Here is a 12,514-nt window from a genome sequence, read left to right as displayed (position 1 = left end):
TGTACAGTGGTGAAACGGCAGACTGTCTGGCTTTCAACGATGATGGTGTTGTCGCTGATGCTGATAGGCTACTACACCATGAACGGATCGCAGAATCAATCGGGCACGAATCAGGAGGATACCATCACCACCACAGCGGGCGACAATGAGAAAAATACAGGCAAGGACACGGGGACTTCCGATTCGACCCACACCTCCAGCGACAACAATGGCAGCCAGACGGCCGCAACCGGCAGCGAAGACTGGTTTATCAGCCAGCAGACACAGGTACAGCAAAACCTAGCGAAGCTGGAGGACACCTACAAGAATATCATCACCAACGCGAAATCTCCCGATTCGCAGGTGGCCCAGGCGCAAGAGGCGATCCAGGTCTTGGAGAATGTACGGGGAGGCATTGAGAACGCCCACGATGCGATTGTCAACGATGGATTCAAAGATTGTGTCATCTATCCCGTCTTTGACAAGCACGGCGACCTGACCAAAGTCAACGTCTACGTAAAGGCGGATAAGCTGTCTGCGGATGAGGCGGTCAAGGTCATGAACATCGTCCATCAACAGCTGAACTTGGACCTGATGGATGTGTCTGTGCAGGTGCCGAAAGCCAACTGATTCCCAAGCCGCAAGGGTGGAAAACCGTGTCCAATTCGAGCCTCTCCCTGCCCCGTTCGTCAGGAGCGGGGCGGACGTCTGTTCGTTCCAAGCGCGGGTGGCACATGCGCCCGCCGGAAACCGTGTGATATACTAGTGCGAGTAATTTGTGGACACGTCCTTTAGGGAGTGAGCATCGCTTGTTGAAGTTCGGAGAGATTCGGGAACTGATCCGCTTGTTCGACGAAACCAGCGTGGTCGAATTGAACCTGGAAGTTGAGGATGTCAGGATACGTCTGAAAAAAGCAGACGCCATCGTCCATAACACTCCGGCTACGGGGATCGCCCCAGCCATCACCGCTGCCGTGGCGCCGGTCAGCCCAGCCAATCCAGGAGCGTTGGCCATGGGTTCCGCCGTGCCCACAGCGAGTCCCCCTGGTGCGGGCGTCCCGCAGGCGGATGCCGCAGCTGACGCCCCGGCCTCTGAGGAGGCGGGGATTCACACGGTCGTCTCGCCGATGGTCGGGACCTTCTACCGCGCGCCGTCGCCTGACGCCGCACCGTTTGTGGAGCGCGGGTCTCAGGTGGATGAAAAGACTGTAGTCTGCATTGTCGAGGCGATGAAGTTGATGAACGAGATTGAAGCCGAGGTCAAGGGCGAGGTTATCGACATCTTGGCAGAAAACGGACAACTTGTCGAATATGGTCAGCCCTTGTTTCGCATCAAAGTGTCGTAAGGAGAGCCAACGATGTTTAAACGGGTGCTCATCGCCAATCGCGGCGAGATTGCTGTTCGTGTAATCCGGGCTTGTCGGGAGTTGGGTATCGAGACGGTCGCCGTGTACTCCGAGGCGGACGCGGACGCGCTGCACGTGCAGTTAGCCGACGAGGCGTATTGCATCGGCCCCACCGCCAGTGCCCAGAGTTACTTACATATTCCCAGCATCATGTCGGTGGCCACCCTGCGCGGGGTGGACGCGATTCATCCCGGTTATGGGTTTTTGGCCGAGAACAGCGACTTTGCACAGGCCTGCGAGGACTGCGGGATTACCTTCATCGGTCCCAGCAGCCACGCCATTGAAACGATGGGAGATAAGGCGGTTGCCAACGCGACCATGAAAGCAGCCGGCGTGCCGACCGTCCCTGGCAGTGATGGATTGATTGGAAGTGTGGAGGAAGCCCTTGCGACGGCCGCGGAAATCGGCTATCCGGTCGTCATCAAAGCCACGGCTGGCGGCGGGGGCAAAGGCATCCGCGTGGTGTGGGACGCAGCGAACCTGCCGCAGGCGGTGGTCACGGCCCAGCGCGAGGCCCAGACGTCGTTTGGCAATCCGGGTGTGTACTTGGAAAAGTACATTGAGCGGATGCGCCACGTGGAAATTCAGATATTGGCGGATCGTCATGGCAATGTGATTCACCTGGGCGAACGCGATTGTTCTGTGCAGCGTCGGATGCAAAAACTGGTGGAAGAGTCCCCGTGCCCGGTGTTGAGCGAGGAAACGCGCCAAAAAATGGGGGCCACCGCCGTGGCGGCGGCGCGCGCGGTCGATTACGTCGGCGCCGGGACGGTCGAGTTCATCTATGCGCCGGACGGGACGTTTTATTTCATGGAGATGAATACGCGTATTCAGGTGGAGCACCCGGTGACGGAATGGGTGACCGGGGTGGATTTGGTGCGCGAACAAATCCTGGTGGCCGCGGGAGAGCCTCTGTCGATTCGACAGGACCAGGTGCGGCTGAACGGGCACGCCATCGAGTGCCGCATCAACGCGGAGGACCCGCTCCGGCAGTTCATGCCTTCGCCCGGGCGGATCACAGAATACCTGGCCCCGGGGGGCATGGGGGTGAGGGTGGACAGCGCCGTCTATCCGGGGTACACGGTATCGCCGCATTACGACTCGATGATTGCAAAATTGATTGTCTGGGCGCCGACGCGCGCGCAGGCCATCGACCGCATGGTGCGGGCGTTGACAGAGTATCGCATTGAGGGCGTGAAAACCACCATCCCCTTTCACCTGAGCTTGATGGCGAATGAAAAATTTCGTCGGGGGGACGTGAGCACAAGGTTCCTGGAAGAGAACACGCTGCTGTGAACGTTGGGACGCGGTTGGACGCACCCGCGGGCTCTGATATACTGCCACTAGAGTGGGATGGGAGGGATGTCTTGCCATGCAAGACATGGAGTTTCAATCCACCGAGTACGGCAAGATCCAGATAGCCGATGAGGTCATCCAGGTGATTGCCGGTCTGGCGGCCACAGAGGTGGAAGGGGTCCTCGACATGACCGGCAGCCTGGCCGGCGGCATCACGGAGTCTTTGCTCGGTCGCAGGAATCTGTCCAAAGGAGTGCGCGTTCACTTCGCGGACGACGATCGCAGCTGCTCGATCGACCTGTCTGTGGTCTTGGAGTTTGGCGTCAACATCCCTGAGACCGGCGCAACCATCCAAGAGCATGTGAAACAGACGGTGGAAGGCATGACTGGCCTTGACGTCGCGGAGGTCAATGTGAACGTCGCGGCGGTGGTGCTGCCGGGTGAAAAGGAACGAGTGCGCGAGTTGCCGGAACCGGAGAAACGCAACCGGGCATAGGCGTGCCATGGCGGCCGTTGCGCCGCGCGGCCCCTGCCGAGGAGGGTCCTTGTGAGCGTACTGGACAGAATTTTACTGGTCGTCTTTTCTCTGGCGGTGTTGTGCGCTGCCGTCGTATTGATTGCCTTCGGAGTCGGTGTGAGCCCTGAATGGCAAAATGTGGTGTATCTGACGCTGACGACGTATCCAGGAAATATCTACACGGTGGTGTTGAGCATCGTATTCGCGCTCATCGCCATCCGTTTCCTGTTTTACCGGCTTGCCAGGCATGAACCCGAATATGTGGTCATTCCCGGCCCCAGCGGGCAAATCCGGATTTCCTTCGATACGATTCGGCAGCTGGCCAATCGGACGGGGCGGGAGATTCGCGGCGTGCAGGAGTTTGATTCGCGTGTGCGGCATGGACAAAACGGGATTTTGCTGGCGGTTCGTGTCCGAGCCTTGCCGGACATGGACCTGTCGGCCATGGGCAGCGACATTCAAACGGCCGTAAAGGATTATGTGGAACGCAATTCCGGGGTTTTGGTTGAACGCATCACGGTCAATATTGTGGAGTTGGCGTCAAGTCCGCAGAAGGTCCAGAGAGCGTAGGTGGAATGGCCATGGACTGGATACGGGGAGCCCTGGTCTGGCTGATCAGCCGAAAGCGCCGATGGCACGGATTGATGGCAGGATGTCTTTTGTGGATCCTGTGGATGCTGTTCGGATTTTGGGCCGTGCTTGGCTTGGTCATCTTGGCTGCGGCTGGCTACGCGGCGGGCAGGGTGATGGAGGAACGCCAATCCTGGAAAGAGATTGTGGACAAGCTGTTGTCGGAGCGCTATGGAGAGTGAAGCAAGTGCACAAAGACGCGTTCGCGCGTCGAGTCGGAGAACGGGGGAGCGACGGTGAGACGACGGGAACTACGCCGCCTGGCCCTGCAGGCGTTGTTTGAACTGGATATGGGAGAACCCGAGGTGGAGTCCGCCCTTGCCCACGTCCTGGGGGAGGTTGAGAACGCGTCGGAGACGGACATTCAGTACCTGCGGCGTCTCGTCAGCGGGACGCGCGCGCGTTTGGCCGACATCGACGCCATACTTGCCGCGCATGTGCAGAACTGGCGGTTGGACCGGATGGCGAGGGTTGACCTGAACATCTTGCGCTTGGCCGTGTATGAACTCCTGGAGGAGATGGATGTCGATGCGGCGACGATTGTCGATGAAGCTGTGGAGTTGGCCAAGCATTTCAGCACGGACGAATCCGGGCGCTTTGTCAACGGCGTATTGGCCAGGTGTCTGCCTTCTCTGCGGGCAAAGGCGTAGGAGGGCTGGCGATGGAGTGGGTGCTGGGCATTGATACAAGTAACTACACCACGTCGCTGGCCGCTGTGGAGTGGGCAGAGGGTCGGCGAATGGTGCAGGCGCGCAACATCTTGCCGGTTCCACACGGAGCGAGGGGGCTTCGTCAATCCGAAGCGCTCTTTTTTCATGTTCAGCGTTTGCCAAAATTGTTCGATCAACTATACGCACAGCTGGTGGAACAGGATAGGCACGTTGTCTGGCGGGGGATTGGGGTGAGTGTGCGGCCGAGGCCATCGTGCCGCTCCTACATGCCGGTCTTTTCAGCAGGCGCGAGCCAGGCGTTCGCGCTCGCAAGGGCCCTGGGTGTGCCGGTGTTGCCGGTGTCCCATCAGGAGAATCACCTGTCGGCGGCCGAGTTCGCGCTTCTGCGCATGGCCCCGGCCGAGACGGCGGAGCGGGAATCCTTGTTCCCGCCTGGGGCTCCGTTCATCGGCATTCACCTGTCGGGAGGCACGTCCGACCTCGTGTTGGCGCGAAGCACGCGTTTTGGCTACCGGATCGATCCGGTCGGGGAAGGCATGGACCTGCACGCGGGTCAATTTGTCGACCGTGTGGGCGTGGCCATGGGACTCCCGTTTCCGGCCGGCCCCCACTTGGAACGTTTGGCCGAGCAGGCCGAGGAGGCCTTCGTTCTGCCCTCCCGGGTGGTGCAGGGGAGAATGAGCTTTTCCGGGCCGTGTTCCGCTGCTCTCCGCGCTCTTGCCGATGGGGCAGCCCCGTCCGCCGTTGCGAAAGGGGTGCAAGTGTGCGTTGCCAACTCGGTGGTGAAGGCTGTCACGTATGCGTACGCTCGGTGCCCCGATGCGTCGGGCGTGCTGATAGCAGGCGGTGTGGCGGGCAACCGGGACATTCAACAGCGCGTCCTGCATCGGCTGCGGATGCAAGCGCCGCAGTTGCCTGTATACTTTGCTCCGTCAGAGTACGCGCGCGATAACGCGGTGGGCTGTGCCCGTTTGGCACGCTGGTTCCTATCCTGGAGAGGCTCCGACTCGTAGATGGCAGGCCCGTCCAGAGTGCGGTATAATGGCCAAGACTATGATTTCGACGATTTCTGACGGGAGGGGCGGGGTCTCTACCATGGCCGATATCCAGAACGTGCCAACTGACAATCAAATCTATGATATCACCATTATCGGAGGCGGCCCAACGGGCTTATTTGCCGCCTTTTACTGCGGCATGCGCGATTTATCCTGCAAGATTATCGACAGCTTGCCGCAGTTAGGTGGCCAACTGGCCATGTTATATCCGGAAAAGTATATTTATGACGTGGCCGGGTTTCCAAAAGTACGGGCGCGAGACCTGGTAGAGCAGCTGAAAGAGCAGGCGGGGCAGTATCATCCGGCCATATGCCTGAACCAGCAGGTGCAAACCTTGCACAAGCGCGAGGACGGCGTGTTTGAGCTCGGGACCAGCGAGGAGGTACACCTCTCGCGCGCGGTCATTATCTGCGGTGGCATTGGATCCTTCACACCGCGGCCGTTGCCGGCGGCGAGCGCGCAGCAGTTCGACGGCCGCGGCGTCTATTACTATATTGACCAGTTGGAGCGCTTCCGGGACCAGCGCGTGCTCGTAGTCGGCGGCGGAGACACCGCGTTGGATTACGCTCTGATGTTGAAACCTGTGGCCCGGAGTGTGACCCTGATTCATCGCCGCGACAGATTTCGCGCCCACGAGGACAGCGTGAAACAGCTTTATGCGTCCGGTGTGCAGGTGAAGACGTTCACAGAGCTCATCGACGTGGACGGGGACGAGCAGGTGCGCGGGGTGACGTTGATTCACAACCAGACGAAAGAGACTGAGCGTCTGGAGTTGGACGCCATCGTCAGTGGACTGGGCTTTTCCGCGTCGCTCGGTCCCATCAAGGATTGGGGCCTGACCATCGAAAAGAACGACATTGTGGTGAACACCCGGATGGAAACCAACATTCCGGGCGTGTACGCAGCAGGAGACATTGTCACCTATCCTGGAAAATTGAAGCTGATTGCGACCGGGTTTGGCGAAGCCCCGGCAGCCGTCAACAACGCGAAGACGTATATCGATCCGGACGCGAGGCTGTTTCCCGGTCACAGCAGCGAGCGAAAGGCGTAGAGGGCCATGGCGGGGCTGGCAATGGCAAGCAGTGCTGTCCCCAATGAGGGTGTGCTGAGTGTTTCGGATTTGACCGCCATCATCAAGGAGCGGCTGGCTGGCGACCTCCGCCTGCGCCTGTGCGCGGTTACCGGAGAACTGTCGAATTTCAAACACCACACCAGTGGACACCTGTACTTCACGCTGAAGGATGAGAAGAGCCGCATCCGCGCGGTGATGTTTTCCCGCTGGGCCCGCTCACTTTCATTCGCTCCCAAGGACGGCATGCGCGTCATTGCTCGCGGCAGCGTGGGTGTGTTTGAACGGGACGGTCAGTACCAACTGTACGTCGAAGACATGCAGCCCGATGGGGTGGGCGCTTTGTACATAGCCTTCACCCAGCTCCGGGATAGGCTGGCGGCGGAAGGGTTGTTTGCCGCCGAGCGCAAACGTCCGCTGCCCCCGTACCCGCGCCGGATTGGAGTGGTCACATCACCTACCGGCGCCGTCTTGCGGGACATCTGTTCAACGCTGCGCCGGCGTTATCCTCTGGCCCGAGTCGTGCTCGCCCCCGCCCGCGTCCAGGGCGAAGGGGCCGCCGAGTCGGTGGTGGAGGCTCTGCGTCGGCTGGAGCGTTTTCACTCTCAGCACAGCCCCATCGATGTGATCATCGTGGCCCGGGGAGGCGGGTCGCTGGAAGAATTGTGGCCTTTCAATGAGGAGATGGTCGCGCGTGCGGTGGCCTCATGCCCGGTCCCGGTGATCTCCGCCGTGGGCCATGAGACCGATTATACGATCTGCGACTTCGCGGCTGATGTCCGCGCGGCTACCCCTACGGCGGCCGCTGAGTTGGCCGCCCCGCATATCGGTGAAATGCGTGCCACGCTGCAGCGCCTTGAGGAGGCAGCCCGACAGGGACTGCTGGCTGGCGTGGAGCGGGCCAGACGTCGGTTGGAGACGGCGGCATCCCACACAGCCTTGCGCCACCCACACAAGGAGTGGGCTCGACGGCGCCAGCTGGTCGATTATCTGGAAGGGGAAGTCACCCGCCAGGTTCACCGTCCGTTGACGCTTGCTGACCGGAGGCTAAGGGAACTTCAGGTGCGCCTGCACAGGGTCCAACTCAGCGGTCGACTTGGCCGCGAGCGGGCGCGTTTGGAGGCGGTCCGTGAACGGGTGCAGGGCTTGCAGCAGCGGCGGATACAAAACCTGACTGGCATGTTGGATACGCGCATCGCCCAGTTGATGGCACTCAACCCGTTGTCCGTTTTGCAACGCGGGTACACACTGGTCTATCGGGGGGAGGATGAACTGGTCACATCCGCGGTTGCCACCAGGCCCGGTGATCGTCTGAACATCCGCTTCGCCGATGGATCGGTTCCGGTGCGGGTCCTCAGAGAGGAGGAAGCAAGTTCGCATGGAGTCATTCGAACCCGTTCAGGGGAATCAGGACGAGCCGAACAAGTCCGACTTGACCTTTGAACAAGCGATTGAACGTCTCGAAGAGATCGTTCGCCTGTTGGAGAACGGGGCGCTCTCCCTATCCGAGTCGATTGAAAGGTACAAAGAGGCGATGCAGCTGGTCCACTCCTGCCGTCGACAACTGGATCAAGCCGAGCTGGAAATTGAACGGTTATTGGAGGATGGACAGACCGTGGGCCATTCCCTTGAGGGAGACGTGGAAGCATGACGGACCGGGCTTTAGGAATCGAGACCTACGTCGAACGCTGGGCTCAGCGTGTGAACGAATACCTGGCCTCCGTTTTCACCGGCGACAATCTGCGGCCCAGGGGCCTATTTGAGGCCATGAACTACAGCCTGTTGGCGGGCGGAAAGCGGCTGCGCCCGATTCTCTGCCTGGCGACCGCCGAGGCGCTGGGAACCGCTCCGGAGTCCGCGCTCCCTGTCGCTGCCGCTGTGGAAATGATTCATTCTTATTCGCTCATTCACGATGATTTGCCTTCGTTGGACAACGATGACTTGCGGCGCGGGCGGCCAACCAACCACAAGGTGTTCGGCGAGGCTATGGCGCTGCTGGCTGGTGACGCTCTTCTGACTTACGCCTTCGAGCAATTGTCCTGTCCCCGGTTAGTCAAGACATTTTCAGCCGATAGCCTCGTCCAGATGATCTATACATTGGCGCACGCGGCCGGCTGTTTCGGCATGGTGGGCGGGCAAGTCGCAGACGTCCAAGGGGAGGGGCAAGCTGGCAGTGAGGATGAGCTGCGGTTCATCCACATACATAAGACAGCGAAGTTGATTCAAGCTGCGGTTCTTCTGGGGGCTCACGTGGCCGGCGCGCACGGCAATGCGATATCTTCCCTGGGGCGGTTTGGCCTGCATCTGGGTCTGGCCTACCAGATGGTCGATGACCTGCTGGACGTGACGGAGACCACGGAACACCTGGGAAAGACTGCCGGCAAGGATGAAGCAGAGGGTAAGCTGACCTATCCGCGGTTATTCGGCGTGGACGCGACCCGGGAACGCATTGAGGTCGAACTGCGCGAGGCGCGTGCAGCCCTTGCTGATGTCCAGGCCCGCGGTGTAAATACTCATCGATTGCATGACTTGGCGGACTACATGATTCGCCGCTCCAACTGAGTGGAATGCGCGTCCGCAGGTCCGCGGCTGTGTCCGGGCGTGCATGACGAGTCGCGGGTCACCTACTTTCAGGTCCTGGGCCAGCGTCGGCTGCAATCGCGTTTTGTGTCCCATCCACGCATTAGGGGCGGTCGTGTGCGTATGCTATAATAGCGACTGTCAACGGGTGGCGCAGTATTCTAGTCAACCGTCCGTTTCTGAAGGCGGGGCTAAAAATCCGCTAAAGGGCACATCGATGAAGTTCCTGGTGTTGGCTTGGGGCGCCCAGCTCTGGGCTGATGCTGGGAGTTAAGAAAGGTGGGCAGTCCGCAATGGCATGCGGAGTCTGACCCAGCTTTCGCGGAGGCCCAAGTGCGTGGCCTGCCACGTCGTGGGGTTACGGCTTGGGGTATGAACCTGCATGCGGAGCTCATCTGTGTGCAGCGTAGCCTGCCTTGAGTGGTGCCGAAGGATTGCGGGGAGCAGGCAATCTCGTCTTGGCCGAGACGAGGTTGCCGGTGCCGCATGAAATCTGTGCTGCAAAAGAGGCTAGGAAACGGTAGCGGTTGTTGCGGAAAACGCCTAGACTGTTCGCCAAAAGCGGGGCTTTCTGAGGATTATAGTGTGGACTCAGTGGTAATCTAGTCTGACAGTCGGCGACGCTGTCAAGGGATGGGTAAAGGGAAACCGCCTCGGCGGCGACGCGGGGTTCCGTCCCTGGGAAAACCTACTGGACCTAAGCCACAGCGTTTACTCAGAAAGTTGCCACCCGGCTGCCTTATTGGGCGGTCACAAGGCGGAGGTATCCGGATACATAATGAAAAAAAGTTCGTTGCGCGGCGCGTTGCCATTTGTCCTGACGATTGCCGCGCTGTCGTTTCCTATCAGTGGCGTCTTTGATACGTCCACTATTTTTTTAAACGAGGCGCCGTGGTACATTGGGGCCATCGTGGTTCTGTTGATTGTCTTCATTGGCGCCCTCTTTGACATGCTTGGTGTGGCCGCTGCGGCGGCTCGGGAGACCCCTTTTCACGCGATGGCGTCGAAGCGCGTTTTTGGAGCCCGGCGCGCCATCCAAATTGTTCGGAATGCCGAGAAAGTTTCCAGCGTGTGCAGTGATGTTATCGGTGACATCGCCGGGGTTTTGAGCGGCGCCGGGGCGTTGGCCGTGGCCACGCAATTGAAGAACGCCTTCGGCTGGACCGGTTGGTTGGATGAAGCGTCGGTTATCGTCCTGACGGCGCTCACCACCGCACTCACGGTGGGAGCCAAGGCGTGCGGCAAGACCATCGCAATTTCTTCTCCGACACCCATTATTCTCTTTGCCGCCAGAGCCGCAGATACGCTCTTATTCTTTCGCCGGGATTCGGTTGCTCGCAAACGGTAGCTTCCAGGGTCTATCCGTTGGCCGGTGCAGGTTATAGGAATATGCGCTATTATGGAAGCATGAAATGGGGTGTTCGTCACGCTGTTAGATCAAATTCATGAACCGTCTGACCTGAAGCGTTTGACGGAGACGGAGTTGGTCGAATTAGCCGGGGAGATTCGTCAATTTCTCGTCGAGTCGGTTGCCCGTACGGGTGGTCACTTCGGGGCTAATCTCGGCGTGGTCGAACTTACATTGGCCCTGCACACGGTGTACGACAGCCCGCGGGACAAACTGATTTGGGATGTGGGCCACCAGGCCTACGTGCACAAACTGCTGACTGGACGCCGAGACCGTTTTTCTACGTTGCGGCAACACGGCGGGCTCGCCGGCTTTCCGCGCCGCGACGAGAGCCCACACGACGCGTTTGGCGCAGGCCATGCCAGCACGTCCATTTCCGCGGGAGTCGGCATGGCGGTTGCCCGGGACCTGAATCGAGAACGGTACAAAGTGGTTTGCGTCATCGGCGATGGAGCCCTGACGGGCGGTATGGCCATGGAGGCGTTGAACCATGCAGGCCATTTGGGTGTGGACCTGACGGTCATCTTAAATGACAATGAGATGTCCATTGCGGAAAATGTGGGAGCTGTGTCGCGCTACCTTACACGTCTGCGGACGGATCCCACGTATTCGCGGGCCAAGATGGAGATTGAGCAGACCCTGCGCAAACTCCCAGCGATTGGGGGGCGGTTAACCAAGGGATTGGAGCGGCTGAAGGACAGCCTGCGGCAATTCGTCGTTCCGGGCCAGTTTTTCGAGGGCTTTGGTTTTAAGTATTTGGGCCCTATTGACGGTCACGACCTACCGGAACTTATCCGTGTTTTGCGCGATGCGAAGCGTCTCCACGGCCCTGTGTTGATTCATGTTATTACAAAAAAAGGAAAGGGCTACGCCAGTGCCGAGGCGGCTCCCGACAAGTTCCACGCGTGGCCCAGCAAGTCGAAGACGCAGGGACCGCCGAGTTACTCGTCGGTGTTTGCCCAGACGTTAATCGAACTGGCCCGCAGGGACCCGCGGATTGTCGCGGTCACTGCCGCCATGCCGGACGGGACGGGATTGAACAAATTTGCCGAGGTGTTCCCGCAGCGGACTTTTGACGTCGGCATCGCGGAACAGCATGCGACCACGTTCTGCGCGGGCCTGGCGGCGGCCGGCAAGCGTCCGGTGTTTGCGGTGTATTCGACCTTTTTGCAGCGGGCGTATGACCAGTTCATCCATGATGTGTGCATTCAAAAGCTGCCCGTCGTGTTTGCGATTGATCGCGCCGGCCTGGTGGGGCCGGACGGCGAGACGCATCAAGGGGCGTTTGACCTGGCGTATCTGAGAACCGTGCCGAATGTGACGGTGATGATGCCGAAGGACGAAAATGAGCTCCGGCACATGCTGTATACGGCTCTGACCCTGGAGGGGCCGGTGGCCGTTCGCTATCCGCGCGCCGACGGGGCGGGCGTTCCGATGGACGACAAGTTGACCGTATTACCTATCGGTCAGGCTGAGGTGCTGACCCACGGAACGGATCTGGCGATTTTGGCGCTGGGGCCAATGGTGGGCGTGGCGAAAAAGGTCTCCGACCAGCTGTTGGTGCAAGGGGTGGCGGCCACGGTGGTGAACTTGCGGTTTGTCAAACCCTTGGATGCGAAACTGCTGTTGCAATTGGCGGATCAGCAGATGCCAATGATGATTGTGGAAGAAGCCTCATTGGCGGGCGGCGTGGGGTCCGCCGTATTGGAGTGCCTGGCGGATAACGGCCGACACGTGCCGGTGCTGCGCAGGGGGTTGCCCGACAGGTTTATCGAACACGGGTCGCGCACCGAACTGCTGGCCGAACTGGGCTTGACGGTGGAGTCGTTGGTGAGCGATGCTTTGGCGCTGCTGCAGGGTGTGCGGCAGAACCAAGCCAATTCATCGCGCGCGTGGAGTTGAC

14 protein-coding genes are annotated in these 12,514 nt (G+C 59.9%); all 14 read left to right on the top strand.

Features of this window, described 5'->3' with window-relative positions; translation table 11 throughout:
* The first annotated feature begins 6 nt into the window (after nt 1–6).
* The 14 genes from AK2_RS07415 to dxs all read left to right on the top strand — a co-directional run bounded on the left by AK2_RS07415 (nt 7) and on the right by dxs (nt 12,513).
* Nucleotides 7–609, top strand: a complete 603-nt coding sequence (locus AK2_RS07415; RefSeq protein WP_067932940.1) for a SpoIIIAH-like family protein — start codon at nt 7–9, stop codon at nt 607–609.
* A gap of 179 nt (nt 610–788) precedes the next feature.
* A complete protein-coding gene (gene accB / locus AK2_RS07410; RefSeq protein ID WP_067932938.1) occupies nt 789–1,325 on the top strand; it encodes an acetyl-CoA carboxylase biotin carboxyl carrier protein in 537 nt (178 codons plus the stop codon).
* Nucleotides 1,326–1,337: 12 nt separating this feature from the next.
* Nucleotides 1,338–2,681 carry an acetyl-CoA carboxylase biotin carboxylase subunit gene (accC, locus tag AK2_RS07405; RefSeq protein WP_067932936.1) on the top strand — a complete coding sequence of 448 codons (1,344 nt, stop codon included), beginning with the start codon at nt 1,338–1,340 and terminating at the stop codon, nt 2,679–2,681.
* Between the two features lie 76 nt (nt 2,682–2,757).
* Nucleotides 2,758–3,177, top strand: coding sequence for an Asp23/Gls24 family envelope stress response protein (locus AK2_RS07400; RefSeq protein ID WP_067932934.1), 420 nt, complete (start codon nt 2,758–2,760; stop codon nt 3,175–3,177).
* 51 nt (nt 3,178–3,228) lie between these two features.
* A complete protein-coding gene (amaP, locus tag AK2_RS07395) occupies nt 3,229–3,768 on the top strand; it encodes an alkaline shock response membrane anchor protein AmaP (RefSeq protein WP_169794747.1) in 540 nt (179 codons plus the stop codon).
* Nucleotides 3,769–3,779: 11 nt separating this feature from the next.
* Complete coding sequence (locus tag AK2_RS07390) at nt 3,780–4,010, top strand: DUF2273 domain-containing protein (RefSeq protein ID WP_067932932.1); 231 nt, start codon at nt 3,780–3,782, stop codon at nt 4,008–4,010.
* A 54-nt stretch (nt 4,011–4,064) separates the two neighbouring features.
* The gene (nusB, locus tag AK2_RS07385; protein WP_067932930.1) at nt 4,065–4,478 is read left to right on the top strand and encodes a transcription antitermination factor NusB; all 414 of its coding nucleotides are present in this window, start codon (nt 4,065–4,067) and stop codon (nt 4,476–4,478) included.
* An 11-nt stretch (nt 4,479–4,489) separates the two neighbouring features.
* On the top strand, nt 4,490–5,512 hold the full coding sequence (locus tag AK2_RS07380) for a tRNA (adenosine(37)-N6)-threonylcarbamoyltransferase complex transferase subunit TsaD (RefSeq protein WP_083520954.1): 1,023 nt from the start codon (nt 4,490–4,492) through the stop codon (nt 5,510–5,512).
* A gap of 82 nt (nt 5,513–5,594) precedes the next feature.
* Nucleotides 5,595–6,605, top strand: a complete 1,011-nt coding sequence (locus AK2_RS07375) for an NAD(P)/FAD-dependent oxidoreductase (protein ID WP_067932927.1) — start codon at nt 5,595–5,597, stop codon at nt 6,603–6,605.
* Nucleotides 6,606–6,626: 21 nt separating this feature from the next.
* Nucleotides 6,627–8,066: an exodeoxyribonuclease VII large subunit gene (gene xseA / locus AK2_RS07370; protein ID WP_157076262.1), complete on the top strand. Its 1,440-nt coding sequence runs from the start codon at nt 6,627–6,629 to the stop codon at nt 8,064–8,066.
* The gene (xseB, locus tag AK2_RS07365; protein WP_067932923.1) at nt 8,002–8,274 is read left to right on the top strand and encodes an exodeoxyribonuclease VII small subunit; all 273 of its coding nucleotides are present in this window, start codon (nt 8,002–8,004) and stop codon (nt 8,272–8,274) included. Before xseA ends, xseB begins: the two co-directional genes overlap by 65 nt.
* A complete protein-coding gene (locus AK2_RS07360; RefSeq protein ID WP_157076261.1) occupies nt 8,271–9,185 on the top strand; it encodes a polyprenyl synthetase family protein in 915 nt (304 codons plus the stop codon). The genes xseB and AK2_RS07360 overlap by 4 nt, the downstream gene beginning before the upstream one ends.
* Before the next feature lie 796 nt (nt 9,186–9,981).
* A complete protein-coding gene (locus tag AK2_RS07355; RefSeq protein ID WP_067932921.1) occupies nt 9,982–10,551 on the top strand; it encodes a CNNM metal transporter family protein in 570 nt (189 codons plus the stop codon).
* Nucleotides 10,552–10,620: 69 nt separating this feature from the next.
* Nucleotides 10,621–12,513: a 1-deoxy-D-xylulose-5-phosphate synthase gene (dxs, locus tag AK2_RS07350; RefSeq protein ID WP_067932919.1), complete on the top strand. Its 1,893-nt coding sequence runs from the start codon at nt 10,621–10,623 to the stop codon at nt 12,511–12,513.
* Nucleotide 12,514: the final 1 nt, after the last annotated feature.

Origin of the sequence: Alicyclobacillus kakegawensis NBRC 103104, assembly GCF_001552655.1 — a bacterium.
Lineage (GTDB): Bacteria > Bacillota > Bacilli > Alicyclobacillales > Alicyclobacillaceae > Alicyclobacillus_G > Alicyclobacillus_G kakegawensis.
The sequence above is the reverse complement of the archived record's forward strand: the minus strand, read 5'-3'. Positions and strand labels throughout refer to the sequence as shown.